The sequence below is a fragment of the Gymnodinialimonas ulvae genome (assembly GCF_037543845.1).
Classification (GTDB): Bacteria; Pseudomonadota; Alphaproteobacteria; order Rhodobacterales; family Rhodobacteraceae; genus Gymnodinialimonas; species Gymnodinialimonas ulvae.
In genome coordinates, this window is the sequence record NZ_JBBIFX010000001.1 from 1,177,579 (window position 1) to 1,201,389 (window position 23,811).

At 63.3% G+C, this 23,811-nt stretch carries 24 protein-coding genes; 13 read left to right on the forward strand and 11 right to left on the reverse strand.

Translation table 11 applies throughout. From position 1 onward, the window contains the following. Positions 1-181: 181 nt before the first annotated feature. Entirely contained in the window at positions 182-2,737 is a 2,556-nt protein-coding gene (gene pepN, locus V8J83_RS05565; RefSeq protein WP_339984295.1) for an aminopeptidase N, read from the reverse strand. A gap of 104 nt (positions 2,738-2,841) precedes the next feature. Between pepN and V8J83_RS05570 the strand changes: the two genes are divergently transcribed. After that, on the forward strand, positions 2,842-4,395 hold the full coding sequence (locus tag V8J83_RS05570; protein ID WP_339984297.1) for an FAD-binding domain-containing protein: 1,554 nt from the start codon (positions 2,842-2,844) through the stop codon (positions 4,393-4,395). Positions 4,396-4,493: 98 nt separating this feature from the next. On the opposite strand, the gene V8J83_RS05575 is transcribed toward V8J83_RS05570, so the two are convergent. The 3 genes from V8J83_RS05575 to V8J83_RS05585 all read right to left on the reverse strand — a co-directional run bounded on the left by V8J83_RS05575 (position 4,494) and on the right by V8J83_RS05585 (position 6,179). Beyond that, positions 4,494-5,201, reverse strand: a complete 708-nt coding sequence (locus tag V8J83_RS05575) for a hypothetical protein (RefSeq protein ID WP_339984299.1) — start codon at positions 5,199-5,201, stop codon at positions 4,494-4,496. Between the two features lie 217 nt (positions 5,202-5,418). Further along, a complete protein-coding gene (locus V8J83_RS05580) occupies positions 5,419-6,060 on the reverse strand; it encodes a hypothetical protein (RefSeq protein WP_339984301.1) in 642 nt (213 codons plus the stop codon). Continuing rightward, positions 6,057-6,179 carry a hypothetical protein gene (locus V8J83_RS05585; RefSeq protein ID WP_339984303.1) on the reverse strand — a complete coding sequence of 41 codons (123 nt, stop codon included), beginning with the start codon at positions 6,177-6,179 and terminating at the stop codon, positions 6,057-6,059. The genes V8J83_RS05580 and V8J83_RS05585 overlap by 4 nt, the downstream gene beginning before the upstream one ends. 68 nt (positions 6,180-6,247) lie before the next feature. Here V8J83_RS05585 and gatB point away from each other — a divergent pair, with 68 nt between their 5' ends. The 4 genes from gatB to V8J83_RS05605 all read left to right on the forward strand — a co-directional run bounded on the left by gatB (position 6,248) and on the right by V8J83_RS05605 (position 10,332). Further along, complete coding sequence (gene gatB, locus V8J83_RS05590; RefSeq protein WP_339984305.1) at positions 6,248-7,759, forward strand: Asp-tRNA(Asn)/Glu-tRNA(Gln) amidotransferase subunit GatB; 1,512 nt, start codon at positions 6,248-6,250, stop codon at positions 7,757-7,759. 424 nt (positions 7,760-8,183) lie between these two features. Beyond that, entirely contained in the window at positions 8,184-8,411 is a 228-nt protein-coding gene (locus V8J83_RS05595) for a hypothetical protein (RefSeq protein WP_339984307.1), read from the forward strand. Between the two features lie 204 nt (positions 8,412-8,615). Then, positions 8,616-9,659 (forward strand): hypothetical protein, encoded by a 1,044-nt coding sequence (locus tag V8J83_RS05600; protein WP_339984309.1) that lies wholly within the window; start codon positions 8,616-8,618, stop codon positions 9,657-9,659. 352 nt (positions 9,660-10,011) lie between these two features. Beyond that, complete coding sequence (locus V8J83_RS05605; RefSeq protein WP_339984311.1) at positions 10,012-10,332, forward strand: hypothetical protein; 321 nt, start codon at positions 10,012-10,014, stop codon at positions 10,330-10,332. Here V8J83_RS05605 and V8J83_RS05610 read toward each other — a convergent pair. After that, positions 10,309-10,569, reverse strand: a complete 261-nt coding sequence (locus tag V8J83_RS05610) for a BolA family protein (protein ID WP_339984313.1) — start codon at positions 10,567-10,569, stop codon at positions 10,309-10,311. The two genes, V8J83_RS05605 and V8J83_RS05610, sit on opposite strands and share 24 nt — an antisense overlap. A gap of 74 nt (positions 10,570-10,643) precedes the next feature. On the opposite strand from V8J83_RS05610, the gene V8J83_RS05615 reads away from it, so the two are divergent. Continuing rightward, the gene (locus tag V8J83_RS05615; protein ID WP_339984315.1) at positions 10,644-11,279 is read left to right on the forward strand and encodes a J domain-containing protein; all 636 of its coding nucleotides are present in this window, start codon (positions 10,644-10,646) and stop codon (positions 11,277-11,279) included. A gap of 10 nt (positions 11,280-11,289) precedes the next feature. Beyond that, positions 11,290-12,477 carry a BaiN/RdsA family NAD(P)/FAD-dependent oxidoreductase gene (locus tag V8J83_RS05620; protein WP_339984317.1) on the forward strand — a complete coding sequence of 396 codons (1,188 nt, stop codon included), beginning with the start codon at positions 11,290-11,292 and terminating at the stop codon, positions 12,475-12,477. A gap of 144 nt (positions 12,478-12,621) precedes the next feature. Here V8J83_RS05620 and V8J83_RS05625 read toward each other — a convergent pair whose 3' ends face one another. Together V8J83_RS05625 and V8J83_RS05630 are read right to left on the reverse strand one after the other, a co-directional pair. Beyond that, on the reverse strand, positions 12,622-13,146 hold the full coding sequence (locus V8J83_RS05625; protein WP_339984319.1) for an ester cyclase: 525 nt from the start codon (positions 13,144-13,146) through the stop codon (positions 12,622-12,624). A 22-nt stretch (positions 13,147-13,168) separates the two neighbouring features. Next, positions 13,169-14,215: an ABC transporter ATP-binding protein gene (locus tag V8J83_RS05630; protein WP_339984321.1), complete on the reverse strand. Its 1,047-nt coding sequence runs from the start codon at positions 14,213-14,215 to the stop codon at positions 13,169-13,171. A gap of 109 nt (positions 14,216-14,324) precedes the next feature. Here V8J83_RS05630 and V8J83_RS05635 point away from each other — a divergent pair, with 109 nt between their 5' ends. Continuing rightward, the gene (locus tag V8J83_RS05635; RefSeq protein WP_339984323.1) at positions 14,325-15,308 is read left to right on the forward strand and encodes an ester cyclase; all 984 of its coding nucleotides are present in this window, start codon (positions 14,325-14,327) and stop codon (positions 15,306-15,308) included. 3 nt (positions 15,309-15,311) lie between these two features. Here V8J83_RS05635 and V8J83_RS05640 read toward each other — a convergent pair whose 3' ends face one another. After that, positions 15,312-15,611 carry a TraR/DksA family transcriptional regulator gene (locus tag V8J83_RS05640; RefSeq protein WP_339984325.1) on the reverse strand — a complete coding sequence of 100 codons (300 nt, stop codon included), beginning with the start codon at positions 15,609-15,611 and terminating at the stop codon, positions 15,312-15,314. A 181-nt stretch (positions 15,612-15,792) separates the two neighbouring features. Here V8J83_RS05640 and V8J83_RS05645 point away from each other — a divergent pair, with 181 nt between their 5' ends. Together V8J83_RS05645 and V8J83_RS05650 are read left to right on the forward strand one after the other, a co-directional pair. Beyond that, positions 15,793-16,230, forward strand: coding sequence for a protein tyrosine phosphatase family protein (locus tag V8J83_RS05645; protein ID WP_339984327.1), 438 nt, complete (start codon positions 15,793-15,795; stop codon positions 16,228-16,230). 138 nt (positions 16,231-16,368) lie between these two features. Continuing rightward, on the forward strand, positions 16,369-17,244 hold the full coding sequence (locus tag V8J83_RS05650) for a lysophospholipid acyltransferase family protein (protein ID WP_339984329.1): 876 nt from the start codon (positions 16,369-16,371) through the stop codon (positions 17,242-17,244). 20 nt (positions 17,245-17,264) lie between these two features. On the opposite strand, the gene V8J83_RS05655 is transcribed toward V8J83_RS05650, so the two are convergent. Next, complete coding sequence (locus V8J83_RS05655; RefSeq protein ID WP_339984331.1) at positions 17,265-17,924, reverse strand: DUF1223 domain-containing protein; 660 nt, start codon at positions 17,922-17,924, stop codon at positions 17,265-17,267. Positions 17,925-18,113: 189 nt separating this feature from the next. After that, complete coding sequence (locus tag V8J83_RS05660) at positions 18,114-18,563, reverse strand: methyltransferase family protein (protein WP_339984333.1); 450 nt, start codon at positions 18,561-18,563, stop codon at positions 18,114-18,116. Between the two features lie 78 nt (positions 18,564-18,641). Here V8J83_RS05660 and V8J83_RS05665 point away from each other — a divergent pair, with 78 nt between their 5' ends. Then, positions 18,642-19,253, forward strand: coding sequence for a tyrosine-protein phosphatase (locus V8J83_RS05665; protein WP_339984335.1), 612 nt, complete (start codon positions 18,642-18,644; stop codon positions 19,251-19,253). A gap of 81 nt (positions 19,254-19,334) precedes the next feature. On the opposite strand, the gene acnA is transcribed toward V8J83_RS05665, so the two are convergent. Next, positions 19,335-22,115, reverse strand: a complete 2,781-nt coding sequence (acnA, locus tag V8J83_RS05670) for an aconitate hydratase AcnA (RefSeq protein WP_339984337.1) — start codon at positions 22,113-22,115, stop codon at positions 19,335-19,337. 322 nt (positions 22,116-22,437) lie between these two features. Here acnA and ccmA point away from each other — a divergent pair, with 322 nt between their 5' ends. Both ccmA and ccmB read left to right on the forward strand, forming a co-directional pair. Next, on the forward strand, positions 22,438-23,070 hold the full coding sequence (gene ccmA, locus V8J83_RS05675; protein WP_339984339.1) for a heme ABC exporter ATP-binding protein CcmA: 633 nt from the start codon (positions 22,438-22,440) through the stop codon (positions 23,068-23,070). After that, positions 23,067-23,723 (forward strand): heme exporter protein CcmB, encoded by a 657-nt coding sequence (gene ccmB, locus V8J83_RS05680; RefSeq protein WP_339984341.1) that lies wholly within the window; start codon positions 23,067-23,069, stop codon positions 23,721-23,723. Before ccmA ends, ccmB begins: the two co-directional genes overlap by 4 nt. Positions 23,724-23,811: the final 88 nt, after the last annotated feature.

A 23,811-nucleotide genomic window follows, 5' to 3' on the forward strand; every position in this document is an offset into this window, starting at 1 on the left:
CTGTTTCATCTTGCTGAAAAAACCTCGGGGGATCGCGTCTTTCCCTCTTGGGGAAAGACGCGTAAGGGGGCAGCGCCCCCTTGCACGCCGCATGTCGCCCGAGACCCGAACGCACCGCAGCGCCCGCAATTTTTCCTTGAAAAATTGCCACCGGCGACGGCAATGGCCGGCGCAACCGACATCACCCCTCGCGCATCCGCCCGACCATCTCGCCCAGATCCCGGCTCAGCCCATCTTGGCCCGCAATCCGCGCCAATTCCGCCTGCATCAACGCCTGCCGATCCACGTCATAGCGCCGCCAGGCCTCGAACGCGGTCGACATCCGCGCCGCCGTCTGCGGGTTCAACCCGTCAAGCTTGATCAACCAATCCGCCAAAAACCGGTATCCTGCCCCGCTCGGATCATGGAACCCCGCCGGATTGCCCGCCGTCAACCCCGCCATCAGGGACCGGAACCGGTTCGGGTTCCTCCAATCGAAAAGATCATGCCGTGAAAGCCCCTCGGCCACCGCGACCGCATGGTCCGGCGCGGCATGGGCGACCTGCACCATGAACCACTTGTCCATCACCAACCGATCCGCGCTCCACTGCACCTCGAACTGGCCCGCGACATCCGCGTCGCCCGCCTCCAGCAAGCAGGTGAACGCCGCCATCTGGTCGGTCATGTTCGTCGCCGCATCGTATTGCGCGCGGGCCCGGTCCGGACCTTCGGCGCGGATCAGATACGCCAAGCAGACATTGCGCAACGACCGCTGCGCCGCCTGCACCGCATCGGGGCTATAGGCCCCCATCGGCGCGTTTTGCGCGTATTGGTCGGCGAAGTCCGCCGCCATCGCGCGCCCGATCTCGGCCTGCATCGCCTGCCGCTTGGCGTGGATCTGCGTCGGGTCCGGCACCATCCCCGCATCGACGCAGGCCTGCGCCAGATCGTCTTCCGAAGGCAGCGCGAACATCAACGCGCGGAAATCGGGGTCCAGCGAGACATCGCCCAAGACCGCCTTCATCGCGGCCAGCAGGCCCGGCGTCACCGCCGCTTGCCCCTCGATCAGGTTCAGCAGATCCTCGCGCAACACAGAGCGCCCCGCCTCCCAGCGGTTGAATGGATCGCGGTCGTCGCGCATCAGCGCCAGCCTTTCGTCAAAGCTGGTCGGCGCGTCCAATCGCACCGGCGCCGAAAACCCGCGCAGCAGCGATGGCGTGACCGCGCCCGGACCCACCTCCGCCACCGGCCAGGCCAGCCGCAATTCCGGCCCGTCCAACACCGCCAGCGTCTCGGGCACGACCTCTGCGCCGCCATTGTAAAGCGCCAGAAGCACCGGGATCACCGCCGGCTCCTTGAGCGGCTGGCCCGGTGTCGACGGCACGCTCTGGCTCAGGTGCAGGACAAATTCATCGACCTCCACGCCCCAGCGCGCCGTCACCCTGGGCGTGCCCGCCTGAGTGTACCAGCGCTTGAACTGGCTCAAATCGACGGCCGCGACCTCCTCGAAACAGGCCAGCCAATCCTCGATCGTGCAGGCCTGCCCATCATGGCGGTCGAAATACAAATCACACCCCGCCGCATAGAGATCCGGGCCCAGAAGGATCCGCAGCATGCGGATGACCTCCGCCCCCTTCTCATAGACCGTGGCGGTGTAGAAGTTGTTGATCTCAATATAGCTTTCCGGCCGCACATTATGGGCAAGCGGCCCCGCATCCTCGCGGAACTGGCGCGCGCGCAATTGCAGCACATCCTCGATCCGCTTGACCGGCGCCGAGCGCATATCGGCGCTGAATTGCTGATCGCGGAACACCGTCAGCCCCTCTTTCAGGCACAGCTGGAACCAATCGCGACAGGTGATCCGGTTGCCCGTCCAATTGTGGAAATATTCATGGGCGATGATCCCCTCGATCAAATCGTAATCACGATCCGTCGCGGTCTCTGGGCTCGCCAGCACGTATTTGGAGTTGAAGATGTTCAGCCCCTTGTTCTCCATCGCGCCCATGTTGAAATCGTCCACGGCCACGATGTTGAACACGTCCAGATCGTATGCGCGCCCATAGACCTCCTCGTCCCAGCGCATCGACCGGATCAGCGCATCCATCGCATAGGCGCATTTGTCCTCATCGCCCGGTCGCACCCAGATGTTGAGGTCGACCTTTGCCCCGCTCACGGTCGTGAAGCCATCCGAATGCGCCACCAGATCGCCCGCCACCAGCGCGAACAGATACGCAGGCTTGCGGTGCGGGTCATGCCATACGCCGGGACCTTGCGGGTTGCCGTTGGACAAAAGCACCGGCAAATCGCTTTCGATCGTGACGGTGAACGGCGCCATCACGTCGGGGCGGTCGGGGTAATACGTGATCTTGCGAAACCCCTCCGCCTCGCATTGCGTGCAATACATGCCGTTCGACATGTAAAGCCCCTCAAGTGCTGTGTTGGTCTCGGGGCTGATCTCGACCTCGGCCTCCCACACGAAGGGCGCGTCGGGCACCGCGCAGCTCAGCCCCGCCTCGCCCACAATCGGCGCCACCGCGACACCGTCCACCTTCGCCTCGATCAGGCGCAACGCCTCGCCGTGAAGGAAAAACGTCCGATCCTCCGTCGCCGGATTGGGCCGGAATGCAATCTTTGACCGGACCCGCGTTTTCGTCGGATGCAGAGTGAAATGCAGCTCCACCGCATCAATCTCGAACCCGAACGGCGTGTAATCTTCCAACCGGATCGGGGCGGGGGCTGCGGGGCTTGCATCTTTCATCGGGCTTTCTCCTTGAGGCCTTCCGCATAGCTAGAGCGCGGCCCGACCCCGTGCAACCGACCCACTTGCTTGCAGCCACAAACAGCCGTGCTATCTCTCGCCACATGGCAAATGTTCTTGTTTGGTTCAAACGCGATCTGCGGGTGCAGGACAATCCGGCGCTGGCGCTGGCGGCCGCGCGCGCGGCGGCGTTGAACGGCGCGCTGCTCCCCCTCTATATCGTCGAACCCGACGCCTGGGCGCAGCCCGACGCCTCCGCCCGCCAATGGCGCTTCATCGCCGAATGCCTCGACACTCTGCGCACGGACCTCGCGGCGCTCAGTGCGCCGCTGATCGTGCGCCACGGGCCCGCCATCGACACCCTGCAAACCCTCTGCACCACCCACAAGATCACCGAAATCCTCAGCCATGAGGAAACCGGCAACCTGTGGTCCTACGCCCGCGACCGCGCGGTCGCCGCCTGGGCGCGCGATGCGGGCATCGCATGGAAGGAAGTGCCGCAGATGGGCGTGCAGCGCCGCCTGCGCGGCCGCGAAGGATGGGCCAAGACCCGTGATCAGGCGATGCGCATGGCGCAGGTCGACACAGCCCCCGCCCTGCGCGCCCTGCCGCTGGACCCCGGCGCGATCCCCGATGCGCGCGCGCTTGGCCTGCCCTTCGACCCCTGTCCTGGGCGGCAGAAGGGCGGCCGCGCGATGGCGCTCTCTACCCTTGGCTCTTTCCTGACCGAACGCGGACAGGATTACCGCCGCGCCATGTCCTCTCCGCTCGACGGGGCCACCGCCTGCTCCCGGCTCTCGCCCCACCTCGCCTTTGGCACGCTCTCACCGCGCGAAGCCGTCCACGCACTGGCCGCCCGCCGCGCGGAGCTCAAGGGCACGCGGACGGGCTGGCTCGGCTCACTGAAATCCTTCGAGGCCCGCCTCGCATGGCGCGACCACTTCATGCAAAAGCTCGAAGATCAGCCCTCGATCGAGACCCGCTGCCTGCACACCGCCTACGAGGGCCTGCGCCCGACCACGCCCGACGCCACGCGCCTGCACGCCTGGGAACAGGGCGAAACCGGCATCCCCTTTGTCGATGCCTGCATGCGCTCGCTCAACGCCACCGGCTGGCTCAACTTCCGCATGCGCGCGATGCTGGTGGCCGTGGCGTCCTACCACCTGTGGCTCGACTGGCGCGCCACCGGCCCGCATCTGGCCCGCCAATTCACCGATTACGAACCCGGCATCCACTGGCCGCAGGTGCAGATGCAATCGGGCACCACCGGCATGAACACGATCCGCATCTACAACCCCGTCAAACAGGGCACGGATCAGGACCCGACCGGCGCCTTCACCCGCACATGGTGCCCCGAACTGCGCGGCGTGCCCGACACCCATCTACAGACCCCCTGGACCTGGGACGGCGCAGGCCAGCTGCTCGGCAAACGCTACCCCGCCCCCATCGTCGACGTAAAAGACGCCGCCCGCGCCGCCCGTGACCGGGTCTGGGCCGTGCGCCGCGGCGATGCCTTCCGCACGCAGGCCGCGCAGATCGTCGAAAAACACGCCTCCCGCAAGGACGGCGGCGCGGGGCGGCACTTCGTCAATGACCGCGCCCCGAAGCCCCGGCGCAAGACGGACAAGCCGGACGGCCAACTCAGCCTCGGGCTCTGACCCGGCCCCTCCTTTGAGCCGCAAAATGATGGAAATCCCGCCTCGACCTCGCCGCAATTGCCCTGCTCCTGCAAGCCCTGCTAAATTTCTTAAGTGGATCAGTTCACATGCACCACGCGGCAGGGCAGAAGCCCCCAAGCGCGGCTCATCTTTGCGGTCTTGATCGCTTGCGCGACCCGATCAGACATGAAAATTGAGTTTTCTACACGATCATCCATCCAGATTTCGGCACCGTCCTCCATTGGCGGTAGAACTACGATCGGGTCAGGGCCGTCGGTGGAGCCGATTAGGTGGCGACCGGCACCATCCGGGCAAGTTCCGGCGACTGGCTTTTTGCTGAGGGCCCCGGATTGATCGATGATGGTCTCCCGCCGCACTTCGAGGAATTGGACGATGAACAGCTCCGCGCCGTCCCATAACGGCGCAGTTCGCGCGGTATTGGCAACATTGATGGGGTGGAACAGCATTGGCCCAGGGTCCAGGCTCTCCAGGAAGGCGCGCGCCTCGGCGGTGACAACGATGAAACCTCCCAAACCCATTACCACCGGTGGCCCCGCAGGTTTCGGGCGTTTGGGCAAAAGCGAAAATTCGGTTTCGAGTACATCGGGGGTTAGGGGGATGCCTGATCTGTATGTGTCGTAGAGGTCTTTGGCGCGCTGGAGACTCAACTCCAATTTTTCCCTAGGCAAACCAGCTCGCACATCCTTTTGAAACGGCGTTGCTAAGATCGGCTTCTGAAACTTCAGGTCTCCACCAACACGGGCGAGCCAAACCTTCGGCTCCGAAACTTTCGCCTGATCTTTCATGGTTCGTTGCCCCTTTGTCTTTGTCTGCTGCGGTTTGTGAGGTCTGACAAACCCCGTCGCGCATTCGATAAAACCTATTCAAATTTAGTATGACTGAAAGCGGACAAGCCAAGATCGAACTGTTCCAGCGCATCCAAGAATTCGCAAGAGACGGTCAGGAATTCATTGCCGACATGCGGACGATTTTCCGGGTCTGACGCGCCGTGATCGTGTGACGTCACCCAACCAACGGGCAGCGCAGCACGACCAACTTCTTTAGGAGGCCCGCTTCTTTGAGCGCTGTGTGAAGACGGTCTGAAAGAAGCAGCGATTGAGAGAAATTCTGGTCCCGCCACAGGTCAGGGCCAGCCGCCACAGACACATCAAAAACGAAATCCCCATCAACGGCCTCTGGTCGCGGAATTGCGAGGTGTTTCGTACGCTCATATGGCGGCACTTTGAAATTGTGTGACTTGTCGCGCAGGAAGCCGTCTTTTCTCGTCCCAACCCAGATTGCGTGCCACTCGCCTTCAAACGGCGTTGTCTTGTCGCGTTTGAGCAATGTGACAGGCCAGGATTTGAACAGCCCAAGATCGAACTGCTCCAACACGTCCAAAAATTCGCGGGAGACAGTCAAAAACACTGCCGCGACATGTGCGGCTTTGAGCGTCTTGCCTCTCGCCCCGGCCATCGGCGGATCGACCCAAAAGGTGTCTGGCAAAACAGATGTGTCGACGTCATCTCGCCTCGCATACTCCCGCCAAACCTCGTTGCGCTGGTCAACCGTCATCTGCTCCAACATGTCGGCGGTGAACCCATACCGCGAATGCATTTCGCCAAGGACGCGAAGGTACCAGATATTCTGCGCCGCCGTGGTCATATCCGTCCCTTCCGTGCTTCGGTGAAGATGTCTGTCACCACCGGGACCAAAAGCGCGTCAAGCGGCTCCAGATCGACATCCCGGACGGAGGGGCGTTTTCCGAACAGTTTGCCAAACATCTCCGTACCGTCTTGCCCCTGTTCCAGCCTTCCCCTACATCGTTGCGCGTCATTCCCGGAGACGCAAGATGCTCGACCTGACCTACCAGACCCCGAAACCCAAAGTGATCGCCGGTGCCAAGCACGATTGGGAACTCGTCATCGGGATGGAGGTCCATGCGCAGGTCGCCACCAACGCCAAGCTCTTCTCGGGCGCGTCGACCACCTTCGGGGCCGAACCCAATTCCAACGTCGCCTTCGTGGACGCGGGCATGCCCGGCATGTTGCCCGTCATCAACGAGGCCTGCGTGGCCCAAGCCGTGCGCACGGGCCTCGGGCTCAAGGCCGAAATCCATCTGGAATCGGCCTTCGACCGCAAGAACTACTTCTACCCCGACCTGCCGCAGGGCTATCAGATCTCGCAGCTCTACCACCCCATCGTGGGCGAAGGCGAAGTGCTCGTGGAACTCGGCGACGGCACCGCGCGTCTGGTCCGCATCGAACGCATCCACCTTGAACAGGACGCGGGTAAATCGATCCACGACATGGACCCCGCGCTGTCCTTCGTGGACCTCAACCGCACCGGCGTCGCGCTGATGGAGATCGTCTCCCGCCCCGACATCCGCGGCCCCGAAGAAGCCGCCGCCTACCTGCTGAAACTGCGCCAGATCATGCTCTACCTCGGCACCTGCGACGGCAACATGCAAAACGGCAACCTGCGCGCCGACGTCAACGTCTCCGTCTGCCGCCCCGGCCAGTACGAGAAATACCAGGCCACGCAGGATTTCGACCATCTCGGCACCCGCTGCGAGATCAAGAACATGAACTCCACCCGGTTCATCCAACAAGCCATCGAGGTCGAGGCCAAGCGCCAGATCGCCATCCTCGAATCCGGCGGCACCATCGAACAGGAAACCCGCCTCTACGACGTCGACAAGGGCGAAACCCGCTCCATGCGCTCCAAGGAAGAGGCGCATGATTACCGCTATTTCCCCGACCCCGACCTGATGCCGCTCGAAATCGAACAGGCCTGGGTCGACGACATCGCCGCCTCCCTCCCCGAACTCCCCGACGCCAAGAAAGCCCGCTTCATGGCCGACTTCGGGCTGGCCGATTACGACGCCTCCGTCCTGACCGCCGACCTCGACGCGGCCGCCTATTTCGAGGCCGTCGCTGGAAAAACCAACGGCAAGCTCGCCGCCAACTGGGTCATCAACGAGCTGTTCGGTCGCCTCAAGAAGGACGACCGCGAGATCGAGGACAGCCCCGTCACCCCCGACCAACTCTCCGCCCTCATCGCGCTGATCGAGGCCGATACGATCTCCGGCAAAATCGCCAAGGACGTGTTCGAGACCTGCTACACCACGGGCCGCAACCCCGACGAGATCGTCGAAACCGAGGGCCTGAAACAGGTCACCGACACCGGCGCCATCGAGGCCGCCGTGGACGAAATCATCGCCGCCAACCCCGATCAGGTCGCCAAGGCGCAGCAAAACCCCAAGCTCGCCGGCTGGTTCGTGGGCCAGGTCATGAAGGCCACTGGCGGCAAGGCCAACCCCAAGGCAGTCAACCAGATCGTGGCGCAGAAGCTCAAGGGCTAACCCCGCCAGGGACCGCCGCCCGATAGGCTCTTTTGCCCGGCAAAAGATGCCGAGAGGGGGCCGGGGACTGTCGATCCAACATCCGTTCGATGCACTTTATCCCTCAACCTTCGCACGCCGCCCATGCGAAGCGCCCGGACCAACCATCCAAGCCCCGCCATCGACGGGCCGGGGACTGTCGATCCAACGGTTTTTCTGCTCGCTTTATATATCAACCTCCACACGCCGCCCATGCGATGCACTCAGCGTTGCCCAATCGACAGGCCGCCGGACGGCCCGTCGATGGCGGGGCGGCTCCGCCGCTGTTAACCCGCCCAATCTCCGCCAAAACCCGTTGACACCCACACGCCGCCTCGATCTTGCCTCCCCCATCTTGCCCTGACCTCCCCGTTTCTCCAATCTGGTAAAAAACGCTGGGGGACACATGCGCAACCGCGAATTCGGGGCGGTCTATCTCGTCTACGCCCTTGTCGGCGCGGCATCGGCTCCGAGTCTCTTCATTGATAGCGTTTCACCCGCCGTCAAATGGATAGGCGGCCTGTTCCTCTTGGGATGGGCCATTGCCATCCTCTGCGCGCAGGGGCGTCGATCGACAACGGCGCGGGCCCGCTTCGGGCGCGCCCTGATCCTGCCCTTCCACGCAGTGATGTAGCGCCTCTTAAGCGCTCTGCCGCGCCTCATACTGCCTAGAACGGATAAGAACGCGCGACGTGATCGGCTCGCGCGGCTGGCCTACATGATTGAACCGCGCGTCCGCGACGAGGCGGACCTTCGGCGTCTCGTGAACCGACCCTGAGGTTGGCCAGTTTTTGATCTGGCATTGCGCATCGCCATCACCTACCCAATCCTATTCGCGATGGCCCAATACGGCTGGACAGGTACCGCGACCGCGCTCGGCGGTTTTGAGGTCATTCCCTCCGACACGCCGCGCTGGTTCGCCCCGATGGCAATCGGCGCACTTGCATTGCTTTATACGCTCAGAATACTCGCCTCAGCCACCGGGAAAGGTGTCTATGAAAAGCTTTCCCGGTGGCTGGCATTTGCGATTCTGATTGGCGCATTCGCAGTCGCATTCGCACTCTCAGGCGCAGGCGCAGTCACACTCGCACTCGGATTCGCAGGCGCACTCGCAGGCGCAGTCGCAGGCTTAGGCGCAGTCACAGTCGCAGTCGCATTCGCATTACTAATTGCCCTCGGCTACGCCACGCGAAACCGTATGGGAATTGCCGCCTATTTCGCCTTGACCACCTTCGAAATCGCGGCGGCACTATTTGCCTTGAAATATGCGGAGATCCAAGCGGGTCTGGGGCTCTGGTTGGTCTTTCTTCTAATCCTTCCGCTTGTGAACGCCGTTTTCGACTGGTTGTCCTACGGGTTCACCCTCCTGCTGCTGACCCTTGGGTTTCGGTGGAAAGGCCCCTGGCCCGCGCTTTTCGGGCTGCTCGACCTTGTCGTCGCCCTGATGATGTTTGGCCTTCTCTCACTCGCCTTTCTGGCGGTTTTGGCCGTGGCAGACGCGCTCTCACCAGATCAGATCTTCGATATTGCGCACCTGCTGGACGTGATCGAGGCGGACCCATGGAAACAAGGCTGGCTCATCGCGATGATCGCATCCACGCTCTTGCCCATCGCAGTGCACTTCACCATCGGCGCGCTCAGCCTCATGACCTACACGCCGCACCGTTGGATACGCAGACTGAACATCATCAGTGCACGGGGCGAACCGCTGTCGATCTTCCTAGGCACGCTCGGGCTGCCCTTCGTCACTTTCGTTTGCGTAGCCATCCCAATGACGTTGGTCGGCGGCGTTGGCTACCCACTTTGGACCCACGGGACCGCACTACGCCATGGCTATGTTCAGACCCTCCGAGACATCGCGCAAGGATTCGGCTGGCTTTAGGCCATCGCCGTGGGTGCCCCCATTACCACAACCTCGCCGCCGCCCTTCGCGACAAGATCCGCGCCGAGCAATCGGGTGGCTGAGCGCGATCTCGTGCGGATATACCGAAGATATCCTCCAGATATACCGGATCTATATCTCGCCTCACCACACCGAATACGCGCCCACTTGCCCAATTCGTGCGCTGATCGCGTATAGACGCTTTCTATACCAAGGTTAGACAGGTTCTATACCCTTGCCGCACGCCGCACCTGCCGCCATAAACGCGCCCAGTCCAATACCGGAAAGATCCATGCCGATTTACGAGTACAAAGTTATTCCCGCCCCCGAAAAAGCCCGCAAGGTCAGGGGCTTGAAGGGTCCCGCCCTGTTCGCCCACGCGCTGGAAGAGGCGATGAACGAGCTTGGGGCCGACGGCTGGCAATACCTGCGCGCCGACACCCTCCCCCAAGAAGAGCGCGCGGGCCTGACCTCCAAGACCACAACCTACCGTAACCTCTTGGTTTTTCAGCGTGAAATCGCCCCCGAGCCGTCCGAGGAGGCCGCCGTTCCCGTGTCCGAGCCCGCCTCCATTGATCCGCCGACGGATGAGGTGGAAAACTTCTGGGAAGATCCTGAAAAGATTGAAGAAAGTGGCCTTGAGCGCGTGCTATTCCCGGATCGTCAGCGCTAGAGCGTGGATTTCCGAGATCAGCTCTTTTCCCAATGCCGCATGCACCGCCCGGTGCTTCGCGATCCTCCCAAGCCCTTGAAACGCTTCACTTTCCAGCGTCACGCGAAAATGGCTCTCGCCGCCGTCCTGAAATCCCGCGTGCCCGCGATGCGCTTCGCTCTCGTCTACGACCTCCAGAACCCGCGGCGAAAACGCTTTTCGCAACGCCACCTCAATTTTATCCGCCCGTCCCGCCATTTTCTGCCCCTCACACCTTTCCCTCGCCAACCGAAACCCTAAACTGCCAGTCCCGAGTCGAGAAGGGCAGACAGATGACCGACAAAGACCCGTTCAATTTTGATCTCCGCGTGTCCACGGACAAGAAGAAGCGCCGCACCGGTCGGCGCGGCATGTCCGGCGCGTTCGAGACGTCGCAGCGGGTCTGCGAACACCCTGGCTGCGAAGAGCAAGGCCAATATCGTGCGCCCAAAGGCCCTGATAATCTTGAAGAATTTCGCTGGTTCTGCCGCGATCATGTGCGTGAATACAACCTGAAATGGAACTTCTTCGAAGGCACGACCGAGGCCGAGATGAACGCCCAGATGGACCGCGACCGCGTTTGGGACAGACCGACCAAGCCGTTCAAACAATCCGCCGAGGAAAAAGCCTGGGCCCGCCTCGGCATCGAGGACCCACATCAGGTGCTTGGCCAAAACGCCACGCAGAACCCCGGCCGCGCCGGGGGGGGGACCAAGGGCCGTCGCCTGCCCCCGACCGAACGGCGCGCGGTTGAGATCCTTGAGGTAAACGATAACGCAACCAAACCCGAGATCCGCAAGGCGTATAAAGCGCTGATCAAGGTCCTGCACCCCGACATGAACGGCGGTGATCGCTCTGACGAAGACCGCCTGCAGGAGGTCGTCTGGGCCTGGGACCAGCTGAAAGTGTCGCGAAACTTCGCGGATTAACCGAGGTCCAGTGACTAAGCACATCACCACCCTGATCCTCGGCGCTGGGGCCGCTGGCCTGATGTGCGCGGCCCATGCGGGACCCGACACACTGGTCGTAGACCACGCAAAAGCGCCCGGCGAGAAAATCCGCATCTCAGGCGGCGGGCGGTGCAATTTCACCAATCTTCACGCAGGTCCCGAGAACTTCCTGAGTGAAAACATCCACTTCGCTAAATCCGCGCTCAGCCGCTACACGCAGTGGGATTTCATCGACCTGGTCGATCGCCACAAGATCGCGTGGCATGAAAAGACCCTTGGGCAGCTTTTCTGCGACATCTCCGCCAAGGAGATCATCGCGATGCTGCTGTCCCAAATGCAGCCCGCCGACCTCTGGCTGCAGACCGAAATCTCCGACGTCACACACGACGGCAGCCATTTTCACGCCACCCTGACGCGGCAGGGACAGGCGACGCGGGTCATCGCACGCAACCTGGTACTTGCCACGGGGGGCAAATCCATTCCCAAAATGGGCGCCACGGGCCTCGCCTACCGGCTTGCCGAGCAGTTCGGCCACCGCGTGACCGACACGCGCCCGGCGCTTGTACCGCTGACCTTCGACGGCCCGGCCAAGGCGCAATTCGCCGCGCTGTCCGGCACATCCGTGCCCGCGCGCGTGGGCTGCAACGGCACGCAGTTCGACGAGGGGATGCTGTTTACCCACCGCGGCCTGTCCGGTCCGTCGATCCTGCAAATCTCGTCGTTCTGGCGTGAGGGTGACACCCTTTCGCTGCACCTGCGCCCGGATCTCGACCTGTTCGCGACGCTCCGCGACCGCCGCACGATCAGCGGGGCCAAAGCCCTGACCACAATCCTGTCGGACCTCCTGCCCAAAGCCTTGGTCCAGCATCTTGCCGAGGCCACCCACATCACCGGCAAGCTCGCCGACCAATCGGACGCGGCCCTTCGCACGCTCACCGAAACACTCACCGATTGGCGCGTGCGGCCAACGTCATCGGAAGGCTACCGCACGGCCGAGGTCACACTTGGCGGCATCGCAACCGACGGGCTGTCGTCCAAGACCATGGAAAGCGCGCATTTGCCCGGCCTCTACGCCATTGGCGAGGCCGTCGATGTCACCGGCTGGCTCGGCGGCTACAACTTCCAATGGGCATGGAGTTCCGCCGTCGCCGCCGGTCGCGCCATCTCGCAACCCTGACGTCGCCCCTCTTCCATTGGTCCGAAATACCTTCGGGGGGAGGCGCATCTGCGCCGGGGGGCAGACAGCCCCCCCGACCTGAGCCCAAAGCGCGCAAGCGCGGCGGCGAGGCACAGATCACGCGGCGCATGCCGCACCGTCAGATCACGGCGCAGGCGGCGTTTTGCGCCCCTCGTCAAAGGCTTCCCACCCCTCGCCGCCAAACACATCGACGCCCAATTGCGCCAGTACATCGGGAAAATCGACCATGACGTAATTGTCCACGATCTTGCCATCCACGACCTTCCAGAAGTCCATGTACCGGATCGTGACGCGCTTGCCGGTCGCGGCCACGCCCATGAAATCCCCGGAATGCACGGCCTCCTGCCGTCCGAACGCCGCCGCCCATTCGCCCATGTAAAGGCGCGCCTCATCCACGCAGACCTTGTCGGAAAACGCCGCCTGAAACGGCTTTTGCCAGTTCTCCTGAAACGCGCGCAGCCCCTCTTTGGTGCCGCATCCCCGGTTGCCCATCCACCGGAACCCTTCGGCGAAGAACTCTCCGATATCGGCAATACGATGATCGTTGAGGCCATCCACCATGCCCTCGATCACGGCGCGGGTGGCGTCCGTTTTCGACATGTCGGTATCGCGTGACAGCGCGGCCTGCTCGGGGCGGGTTCCCTTCATCTCACTCTCCTGATGGTGCGGCTCAGAGGCGCTGTCCGGTGCTGGCATCAAACAAATGCGTGATGCCCTCGGGCAATGCGATCCCGACCGCCTCGCCGATCCGCGCGCGGTAATCCTTGGCCGCTTTCACCGCGACCATTGCGCCGCCGGCCCGCACCGTCACCATGGTCGCGTCGCCGAGCACCTCCATCGAATAGACATCGGCGTTGATCGCGCCCTGCCCGGCGTCGGTGACATGGGCATCCTCGGCCCGGAACCCAAGCGTCACCTTGCCTGCGCCCGACGACAGGCCCGGTACAGATACGTTGTCTCCCCGGAATGTGCCGTCGATGATCTCTCCGTCCATGAGGTTCATCGCCGGAGAGCCGATGAAGCCCGCGACGAAGGTGTTGGCGGGATTATCGTAGATGTCCGTCGGCGTGCCGACCTGCTGCACGATGCCCGCCTTCATCACCACGACGCGGTCGGCCAGCGTCATCGCCTCGATCTGATCGTGGGTGACGTAGATCGTCGTGACCTGCAATTCGTGGCTGAGGTTCTTGATCTGCGCTCGCGTGCTCACGCGCAGCTTCGCGTCCAGATTCGACAGCGGCTCGTCCATCAAGAACACCTGAGGCTCGCGCACGATGGCGCGGGCCAGCGCCACGCGCTGCCGTTGCCCGCCCGAAAGCGCGGCAGGTTTCCGATCCAAGAATTGCTCCAACTCAACCATCGCCGCGGCTTTGGCCACGCGTTGCTCATGCTCACTTTCCGGCACCTTTCGCACCTTGAGCGGGAAACGGATGTTCTCCCAGACCGACATGTTCGGATAGAGCCCGTAACTCTGAAACACCATCGCCACGTCGCGGTCCTTGGGATCAAGCGTCGTAACCTCCCGATCGCCGATCCAGATCTCGCCCTCGGTCGGATCCTCAAGCCCCGCGATCATCCGCATCGTCGTGGTCTTGCCGCAGCCCGACGGCCCCAGCAACACAAGGAACTCCCGATCCGCGATATCGAGGTGGAAATCGTCGACGCCAACGAAACTGCCCCAGCGTTTGGACACATGGTTTAACCGGATCTGAGCCATCTGCGACGCTCCCTCGTTCGCCTTCGGGTTCGGCTCATCTAGACAGCGCGACCGCGATGGCGCAAGACTTTTGCATAGGATTGCAAGACGGATCGAGGGCACGCACATCATGCGGGATCTGGTTGAGGAAAAGGCGCGTGTGCATGCGCATCTGACGGCACTGGCACTTGGCGGCTCGGTTGAGAAGGTCTTCGCCCCGAACGCGCAGGCCTGGATCGCGCATCCCTGGGGTCCATGCGACGGCTCGTCGGCGATTGCGCCGTTTTATGACGCGCTGACCCGCGCACTCCCCGATGCGACGTGGCGGCCCGAGATCTTTCTGGCTGGTGAAAACCATCCGGACCCACGCACAGATGCGCGCCGCTATTCGCCGCTGGTGGGCTCGTTCGGACATTGGCAAGGCACGTTCACCGAGCCGCTTGTTGGCATCGCGCCAACCGGCGGCGTCGTGCATCTGCGCATTTGCGAAGTGCATCACCTCGACGAAAAGGGGCGCATTGCCCAAAGCTGGATCCTGCCCGACCTGATCGACCTCATGGATCAGGCAGGTCTTGCGCCATTGCCGCCGATGCCCGGCGCGCGCGGGCTGTGGCCCGGGCCTGCGGGCGGTGGCGGCGTGCGGATGGGCTCCGCCGATGCAGAGGGCGGCTTGCGATCCATGACGCAGGTCCTCGACATGCATCGGGCGCTGGGAACCGGATCGGACATCTCGAACGTGCCGATGCATCATTGGCACGAGAATTTCATGTATTACGCCGCTGCCGGTATCGGAATGTGCCGCGGCGTGTCGGGCTTTCGCACGCATCATCAGGCCCCGTTCCGCGCGGCCTTCCCCGACCGGCATTCCAAGGGCCATTTCGTGCGGATTGCCGATGGTCGCTTCGCGCTGACGGGGGGGGCGCTTTATGCCACGCACACCGGCCCTTACCTCGGCATGCCCTCCACCGGGCACGAGGTGTCGTTCATGGTGATGGATTTCTATCATTTCGACGACGACGGCCTGATTGCCGAGAACTGGTTGCCGTTCGATATCCTTGGCCTTACCCATCAACTCGGCCACGACCTTTTGGGCGACGCGGCGCCTTCGGTGTGACGGCTAGCAGGCTTGCGGCGTGCAATCGGCGCAATGGGAGGTAAACGGAAAAGCGTCCAAACGGGCCTCCGCAATGTCCGCTCCACAGGAGGCGCATTGACCGTAGGATCCATCGTCCATCCGTCTCAACGCCGCGTAGATCGAGGCCACTTCAAGCTCTGCGGCCCGGATGTCCGAGACATTGGAGGAGAGTGTCAAAGGCCCCTCTGCCTCAGGCGGTTCGGTTTCGGCAGCCAGGCGCCGGGACAGGACCGAAAGCCTGTCCTTCAGGTCCTTGCGGCGGGACTTCAGATCACTGCGCATGCCCAGTCTCCTTGATAGCATCGCTTGCGTCGCTCGCATGGAAATCCGATCGCGATAAATCCGACACTGGCACATGTCGCAGGCCCGCGCCTTGACGTGCATCAAATGCGTGACCTCTTTCCCTTGCCCGGCGAATGGGGCAGTTTGCGCGTCAATTGTTCCGGAAAAAAGAGGCCCGATCATGATGGATCTTCGCCAGATCACCGAAGGCTACAGCGTCACCCCGCAGATCGAGCCCGCAGACGTTGCCACGCTTGCGGCGCAAGGGGTCAAAACGTTGATCTGCAACCGGCCCGACATGGAAAACCCACCGCCGCTGCAGGCCGCCGCGATCCAGGCCGAGGCCGAGGCGCATGGCATCGACTTCGTCTTCAACCCGTTCCAGGGCCACACGCTGAACCAGGACAATGTCGATGAACAAGCCGATGCGATTGCCGGGTCCGAAGGGCCGGTGGTGGCCTATTGCGCGTCCGGCAACCGCTCGACCGTGGTCTGGGCATTTGGCGCGGCGGGCGATGTTCCGGTTGATGAGATCATCGCCATCGGTACTTCGCATGGCTACCCGTTCGATCAATTGCGCCCCGCGCTTGAGGCCGCAGCCGCGCAGAACACCGGCTGAACCGACACTCGCAACGTGGGGGCGGGGCCATGTTATGTCATGCGCCGCTTGCTCCCATAGAAAACCGGACCCAGACCCATCGCAAAAAGCCCTTCTTCCAACGCCGCGCGCAACGCCCGCTCCGCCGGGAATTGGGTGGTGGACCGTCTCTGGCGCGCGTTGATCTGGGGCGCGTTGCGACTGCCGCATCGGCTGCGGGTGGCGGGCATGGGATGGGTCTTCTCGCGCCTGCTCGGGCCGCTCAGCGGACGCAGCGCGCAGGCGCAGCGCAATCTCGCGATGGTCTTTCCAGAGATGCCCGCGCCGGAGCGCCGCCGCATCGCGCGCGCCGTCACCGACAATGTCGGCCGCGTCGTGATGGAGAACTATGCCACCGCCGACCAGATGACCCGCGCGCGTCACTGGCAGCCGCACGGCCCCGGCTGGGACGCGGCGGAGGCCGCGCGCGCGGAGGGGCGTCCGATCCTGTTCATCTCGGGCCACTTCGGAAATTATCAGGCCGGGCGCGCGGCGTTGAATGCGCGGGGTTACCAGATGGGCGGGCTTTATCGCCCCCTCAACAACGATTTCCTCAACGACCATTATGTGGCCACCATCGAGCATGTCGGTGGCGGGGCCTTCAGCCGGGATCGGCGCGGCCTTGCGGGCTTCGTCAAGCACCTGCGCGGCGGTGGACATGGCGCAATCCTGATTGATCAATATTTTTACGGCGGTCCGATCCATGACTTTCTCGGCCATCCCGCGCCTACCTCCCCGGCGGCGGCGGAAATGGCGTTGAAATACAACGCCTTGCTTGTGCCGATCTATTCGACGCGGCTTGAAAACGGGCTGGATTTCGACATCACGCTCGAAGCGCCTATCCCCCACACTGACCCGCAGACAATGACGCAAGCCCTCAACGACAGCCTCGCGGCACGGGTCCGGTCCACGCCCGAGCAATGGTTCTGGCTGCATGATCGCTGGAAGCCGTCGCGGAAGGAAAAGGCGGCGCTGCGGGCCTCAAGTTACGACTAACCAGGGCGCCACACGCCGGATCAGTCGAGACGCGCCGCGCCCATGATCGCGCCGTGATCTGTGGCCTGCACAATCACGACATGGCGCATGTCCCCGGTCGGGATCACCTGCGCATCGAACGTGTCCGTGCCGGACCATTCGGCCACAGCCTGCCACGATTGCACGATATTATGGTAGACCGTCGTGAGCCCGGCGTTTTCGCCACGGGTGATTTCCACATGTTCTTCCGGCACGAAGGTGACGACCTGCACGACCATCGGCGGCATCTCTGCCTCGGCCCCGGTCCAGGTCGCGCGCACTTGCCAACCGGTGTCCGTCACCTCGGCCACAACCTCGACAGGATCGGGCGCCGCGCGGTGGGCGGCGATGCTATCGGCCACCTGCATCGGGCGGTGTCCGCCGACGTGATCGACGCCGCCGACAACCATCTGTGGGGTGTAGACCACGGTCGAGCCGGCGGAATGCGCATAGCCATGCTGGCGCGCGGTGAAGGCCGGATCGGCGAAGGTGTCTTCCCATCCGATGTAGTCCCAGTAATCCACGTGCAGCGCGAGCGCGATGACATCGTCGCGGCCAGCCAATTCACCCAGAAGCGCATCGGCGGGCGGGCAAGCCGCGCAGCCCTGCGAGGTGAACAATTCGACAACCACCGGCCCATCGGCCAGCGCGGGACCCGCCAAAAGGCTCCCCGTCAGGGCTAAACTAGCTGATATCTGTCGAATCATGTGCCTGCCGTTCTTTTGCGTCTGCGTCCCACGGACCTAAGCAATTGCCGCCGACTTCACCAATCAAGCCTTTGCGAGGCAATGTGACAATAGCCGCGCGCGCATTTCGCCGCGTACACTTTCCGCGCGCTCGAGGTATTTGTTTCACAGCCAACGGCGGGTGGCGTCAATATAGGCCCGGCCCTCGGCTCCGAAGCTCTCCACCAGAGCGGCCTCCTCGGGCAGGACGAACCGGCGGGTGAACAGCAGAAGAAGCGCGGGGATCAGGATCACGGGGCTAAGCGCGCTTAGCCAGATCACCTGTCCCGACAGGATCAGGATCATGCCCAGATAGATCGGATTGCGGCTGAGCCGAAACGGTCCCTCCACAATCAATGTGCCGGGCGTGTGGTGCGGCTCGATCGTGGTTTTCTTTTTCCAAAACCACGCCGCCGCCCAGAAGATCAACACAAAGCCAAGCCCCGCAACCATCACGCCGAACCTTTGCAGCAGCGGGTCGATGCTATCGCTCAACGGCACGAAACGCGCCAAAACCCAGGCCGCGACCATGAACAGCAGCAACCACAGAGGCGGAAGATCGGGAAAGCCTTTCATCGCTCTATCTGGCCCACAACACCGCCTCGGCGCAAGCCCGCTGGACGCCGGGCCGTTGCCCATGATACCGCCCCCACCATGGAGCCCGCAGCCCCCTCTCCCGCCTCCCAGCCGCCGTTTTCGCCCGCCGAAGTGCGGCGTCTTTACTGGCGCAAGGATCACGGGTTTCTGCGCGCGCTCTGGACGAATTTCCATAAGCTCGACGAACACGTCTGGCGGCACAACCATCCCAGCCCCGCGCGTCTGGCGCGGCTGCAGGCGATGGGGGCTGCCTCAATCCTGTCGCTGCGGGGGCCAAAGGCGGCGGTCAGCCGGATGGAGGCTTCTGCCTGTGCCGCACTGGGTCTGCCGTTCCGCACGCTGTCGATGCGCGCGCAGGCGCTTCCGGCGAAGGCGCAATTGGTGGGCCTTTTCGAGGCCTTGCGCGAGATGCCGAAGCCGATGGTGATTCATTGCAAATCCGGCTCCGACCGGACCGGCCTGGCCGCCACGATCTACCTGCACGCCTTCCTCGGCGTGCCGCTGGCGCAGGCGCGCAAGCAATTGGCCTTGCGCTACATCCATAACCCCTGGGGCAAGGCCCGCATCCTCAACCGCCTGCTCGATGCCTATGCCGCCGCCCATGCACAGACCGGGATCTCGATGGAGGACTGGGCGCGCGATGTCTACGATCCCGCCGCCTTGAGTTGATCAAAAACGGGGGCTGATACGCCCCCGCTCCGCGATCGTTCCCCGGCCCATCCCTGAGGAAGGGCCGGAAAGATGGTCTGGTTATTCCGCCGCAACCGGGCCCTTGGCGAGGTTGCGCAGCACGTAATGCAGCACGCCCCCATTCTCGATATACTCGATCTCGACACCCGTATCGATCCGGCACTTCAGCGTGATTTCCTTCACAGTGCCGTCGCCCATGGTGATCGTGGCGGGCACTTCGGCCAACGGCTCGACACTGTCGAGGCCGTGGATCGAAACCGTCTCATCCCCCTTCAGGCCAAGCGACTTGCGGCTATCGCCCCCGGTGAACTCGAACGGGATCACCCCCATGCCCACAAGGTTGGAGCGGTGGATCCGTTCGAAGCTTTCGGCGATCACGGCCTTCACACCCAAAAGGTTCGTCCCCTTCGCCGCCCAGTCGCGCGACGATCCGGCGCCGTATTGCTCGCCTCCGAACACAACCAGCGGCGTGCCCTCGGCCTGATAGGCCATCGCGGCATCGTAGATCGACATCTGCGTGCCATCCGGCCCAAGCGTGTAACCGCCCTCGACCCCGTCCAGCATCTCGTTTTTGATGCGGATATTGGCAAATGTGCCGCGCATCATGACCTCGTGATTGCCGCGCCGCGAACCGTAGGAATTGAACTCGCGCACCGGCACCTGACGCTCGACCAGATATTTGCCCGCGGGCGTGGTGTCCTTGAACGAGCCGGCCGGGCTGATGTGGTCGGTCGTGATCATGTCCCCCAGAACCGCAAGAACCTTGGCGCCTTCGATGTTCTCGATCTCCTTGGTGTCCATGGTCATGCCCTGGAAATAGGGCGGATTCTGGATGTAGGTGGAACTTGCCGGCCAATCGTAGGTCTCGGCCTCGGTGATCTCCACGCCCTGCCACTTTTCGTCGCCTTCGAAGACGGAGGCGTATTTCTCCTGGAACGCCTCGCGCGTAACGGTCTGCTCCACCAGTTCCGCCACTTCCTGCGTGGTCGGCCAGATATCCTTGAGGAAGACATCGTTGCCGTCCCTGTCCTGGCCGAGCGGATCCTTTGTCAGGTCCACGTTCATGTCACCAGCCAGCGCATAGGCCACAACGAGAGGCGGCGAGGCGAGGTAATTGGCGCGCACGTCGGGACTTATGCGGCCCTCGAAATTGCGGTTGCCCGACAGCACGGAGGTGGCGATGATGTCGCCTGCGTTGATCGCGTCCGACAATTCCTTCTGGATCGGGCCGGAATTGCCGATGCAGGTGGTGCACCCATAGCCCACGAGATTGAAGCCGATGGCATCGAGATCCTCTTGCAGCTCGGCCGCTTCCAAATAGGCCGACACGACCTGCGAGCCCGGCGCCAGAGACGTCTTCACCCACGGCTTGCGCGTCAGGCCGAGCGCGCGCGCCTTGCGCGCCACAAGGCCCGCCCCGATCATGACGTAGGGGTTCGACGTATTGGTGCACGACGTGATCGAGGCGATCACGATGGTGCCGTCGTGGATCGTGTAATCCTCGCCCTCGACCTTGGCGCGCTTGTGCTTGCCGATGTCGCCGGGAATGTCGCGCGGGGCGGCTTGCCCGCCCTCGCCCGTCCAATCGGCCTTATCCTCTTGATCGGCCGACCATTCCGGACGCTGGCCCGAGATGTACTCCGCGAAGGTCTGTGCTGCAGCGGTCAATGCCACGTAATCCTGCGGGCGTTTGGGGCCCGAGATCGCGGGCACAATAGTGCCCATGTCGAGGTGGAGCGTGTCGGTGTAGACCGGCGCATAATCTGCACCGCGCCAGAAACCGTTTTCCTTGGCATAGGCCTCGACCAACGCGATGCGGTCCTCGTCTCGACCCGTCGTGCGTAGGTAACGCAATGTTTCGCCGTCGATCGGGAAGAACCCGCAGGTTGCGCCATATTCGGGCGCCATGTTGGCAATCGTGGCCCGATCCGCCAGCGGCAGATTGTCGAGGCCCTTTCCGTAGAATTCCACGAATTTGCCCACAACACCGCGCTCGCGCAGCATTTCCACAACCTTCAGAACAAGGTCCGTGCCGGTCGTGCCCTCCATCATCTGACCGGTCAGCTCGAAGCCGACAACCTCAGGGATCAGCATGGAAATGGGTTGTCCCAGCATCGCGGCCTCGGCCTCGATCCCGCCAACGCCCCAGCCCAGAACGGCCGCACCATTCACCATGGTCGTGTGGCTATCGGTGCCCACCAGCGTATCGGGATAGGCCACTTCGGCCCCGGTCTGGTCGGTATCGGTCCACACCGTCTGCGCGAGGTATTCAAGGTTCACCTGATGGCAGATGCCGGTGCCGGGCGGCACGACGCGGAAATTGTTGAACGCGGTCTGGCCCCATTTCAGGAACGTGTAGCGCTCCATGTTGCGCTCGTATTCGCGGTCGACATTCATCTGGAACGCGCGCGGGTTGCCGAATTCGTCGATCATCACCGAGTGGTCGATGACCAGATCAACAGGGTTGAGCGGGTTGATCTTTTGCGGGTCGCCACCCAACGCCTTGATCCCGTCGCGCATCGCGGCAAGGTCCACAACCGCCGGAACGCCGGTGAAATCCTGCATCAAGACGCGGGCCGGGCGATAGGCAATCTCGCGCGGGTTCTTTCCGCCCTTTTCGGCCCAATCGGAAAACGCCTTGATATCATCGACGCTGACCGTCTTGCCATCTTCGAACCGCAGCATGTTCTCGAGCACAACCTTAAGTGCGGCCGGCAGCTTGGAGAAGTCGCCAAGCCCCGCCGCCTCGGCAGCCGCGATGGAGTAATAGGCGACCGATTGGCCCCCAACGGTCAGTGTCTTGCGGGTCTTCGATGAGTCGTGGCCGACGGTGATGGGCATGAAAAGCGCCTCCTTGTCCGGGTCTGGCTGCGGAATGGGTCTGTTCTACCTCCGGTTGCCATCCAACGGGCACACCATCAATGGAACAAATCGTCTCTATCGCGCTCTGTATGCGATTGCATACCGTTTTGGCAAGCCCTCCCACGCGCATCGACACCGCGAGGGCTTCCTTGTTTCGGAAATACTCCGGGGGAGGCGCCTTCGGCGCTGGGGGCAGCGCCCCCAAATCCGCACCCACCTGCCGAAAACGTCCCGACCGCGGCTCGGATCGCTCGCACGCGCCCCTTCCCCAACCTCTTCAAACCCGATACCGCTTGGCCCCATGACCTTGCTTGTCACCGATCTCGCCTGCGCCCGTGGCCCCGCACAAGTCCTTGCGAACGTGTCCTTTTCCGTGGAACCGGGCGAGGCGCTGATCCTGCGCGGCCCAAATGGCGCGGGCAAAACGACGCTTCTACGCACGCTCGCGGGCCTGACCCCGCCGCTTGCGGGCATGATCACCCATAGCGACGGCGCGATTGCCTATGCCGCCCATGCCGATGGCCTCAAGACGCAGCTCACCGTGACCGAAAATCTCGGCTTCTGGGCCGGGGTCTTCGGCACCTCCGACCTCGCCCCCGCGATCGAGGCTTTTGACCTCGCACCCCTCGCCCATCGCCGCGCCGCGGAGCTCTCCGCCGGCCAAAAGCGCCGCTTGTCCCTTGCGCGACTGCTGGTCACGGATCGCCCGATCTGGTGTCTCGATGAGCCCACCGTGTCGCTCGATGCCGAGAACACCGCCCGCTTCGCCGCCGCCGTCGAGGCGCATCTGGGTCGCGGCGGGTCCGCCGTAATCGCCACCCATATCGACCTCGGGTTGCCCAATGGCCGCACCCTCGACATCACCCCTTTCATCGCCCGGGGATTGGCGCAGGGTGATCCGTTCGGTGACGCCTATTCAGAGGCGCTGCCATGATCGGCCTGCTGAAACGTGACCTTGCGCTGGCGGTCCGGGCCGGGGGCGGCTTCGGCCTGTCGCTGGCGTTCTTCCTGATCTTCACGGCCCTTGTGCCCTTCGGCATCGGTCCCGAAACCGGGCGCATATCCGAAATTTCGGCGGGCCTTTTATGGCTTGGCGCACTGCTGGCGTGCCTCCTGTCGCTCGACCGGATCTTCCAACTCGATTGGGAGGACGGATCGCTCGATCTGCTGGCGACCTCCCCGGTTCCGCTCGAAGGGCTGGCCGCGATCAAGGCACTGGCCCATTGGCTGACCACCGGGCTGCCGCTTGTGGTTGCGGCTCCGGCGCTCGGGCTGCTTCTGAACTTGCCCGCCAGCGCCTATGTGCCGCTGTTGGCCTCGCTTCTTGCGGGAACCCCAGCGCTGTCGGCCATCGGCACTTTCGGTGCGGCGCTCACGGTCGGGATCAAACGCGGCGGGCTCCTTCTGTCGTTGCTGGTCCTGCCGCTCTACGTGCCGACCCTGATCTTCGGCGCTACCGCGGCCAGCCGGGGCGCGCAGGGTCTCGATCCTGCCACCCCGCTCATCATGACGCTGGCCATTACACTTGGCTGTGTGGCGCTTTTGCCATTCGCCGCTGCCGCCGCGCTGCGCATCAACCTGCGCTAGCGCACCCCGCGACCCTTTGTCTGGCACGCATGCCCCGCGACCCTTTGTCTGGCACGCGTGCCAGAACGCCCCATTGTGACCCCCAAAT

Coding starts and splice junctions, on each gene's coding strand:
- V8J83_RS05645 (WP_339984327.1), top strand. CDS start 15,793: ATGATGGATCTTCGCCAGATCACCGAAGGCTACAGCGTCACCCCGCAG.
- pepN (WP_339984295.1), bottom strand. CDS start 2,737: ATGAAAGATGCAAGCCCCGCAGCCCCCGCCCCGATCCGGTTGGAAGAT.
- V8J83_RS05640 (WP_339984325.1), bottom strand. CDS start 15,611: ATGCGCAGTGATCTGAAGTCCCGCCGCAAGGACCTGAAGGACAGGCTT.
- V8J83_RS05570 (WP_339984297.1), top strand. CDS start 2,842: ATGGCAAATGTTCTTGTTTGGTTCAAACGCGATCTGCGGGTGCAGGAC.
- ccmA (WP_339984339.1), top strand. CDS start 22,438: ATGACCTTGCTTGTCACCGATCTCGCCTGCGCCCGTGGCCCCGCACAA.
- acnA (WP_339984337.1), bottom strand. CDS start 22,115: ATGCCCATCACCGTCGGCCACGACTCATCGAAGACCCGCAAGACACTG.
- V8J83_RS05660 (WP_339984333.1), bottom strand. CDS start 18,563: ATGAAAGGCTTTCCCGATCTTCCGCCTCTGTGGTTGCTGCTGTTCATG.
- V8J83_RS05575 (WP_339984299.1), bottom strand. CDS start 5,201: ATGAAAGATCAGGCGAAAGTTTCGGAGCCGAAGGTTTGGCTCGCCCGT.
- V8J83_RS05595 (WP_339984307.1), top strand. CDS start 8,184: ATGCGCAACCGCGAATTCGGGGCGGTCTATCTCGTCTACGCCCTTGTC.
- gatB (WP_339984305.1), top strand. CDS start 6,248: ATGCTCGACCTGACCTACCAGACCCCGAAACCCAAAGTGATCGCCGGT.
- V8J83_RS05665 (WP_339984335.1), top strand. CDS start 18,642: ATGGAGCCCGCAGCCCCCTCTCCCGCCTCCCAGCCGCCGTTTTCGCCC.
- V8J83_RS05625 (WP_339984319.1), bottom strand. CDS start 13,146: ATGAAGGGAACCCGCCCCGAGCAGGCCGCGCTGTCACGCGATACCGAC.
- V8J83_RS05600 (WP_339984309.1), top strand. CDS start 8,616: ATGGCCCAATACGGCTGGACAGGTACCGCGACCGCGCTCGGCGGTTTT.
- V8J83_RS05615 (WP_339984315.1), top strand. CDS start 10,644: ATGACCGACAAAGACCCGTTCAATTTTGATCTCCGCGTGTCCACGGAC.
- V8J83_RS05580 (WP_339984301.1), bottom strand. CDS start 6,060: ATGACCACGGCGGCGCAGAATATCTGGTACCTTCGCGTCCTTGGCGAA.
- ccmB (WP_339984341.1), top strand. CDS start 23,067: ATGATCGGCCTGCTGAAACGTGACCTTGCGCTGGCGGTCCGGGCCGGG.
- V8J83_RS05635 (WP_339984323.1), top strand. CDS start 14,325: ATGCGGGATCTGGTTGAGGAAAAGGCGCGTGTGCATGCGCATCTGACG.
- V8J83_RS05585 (WP_339984303.1), bottom strand. CDS start 6,179: ATGTTTGGCAAACTGTTCGGAAAACGCCCCTCCGTCCGGGATGTCGAT.
- V8J83_RS05630 (WP_339984321.1), bottom strand. CDS start 14,215: ATGGCTCAGATCCGGTTAAACCATGTGTCCAAACGCTGGGGCAGTTTC.
- V8J83_RS05610 (WP_339984313.1), bottom strand. CDS start 10,569: ATGGCGGGACGGGCGGATAAAATTGAGGTGGCGTTGCGAAAAGCGTTT.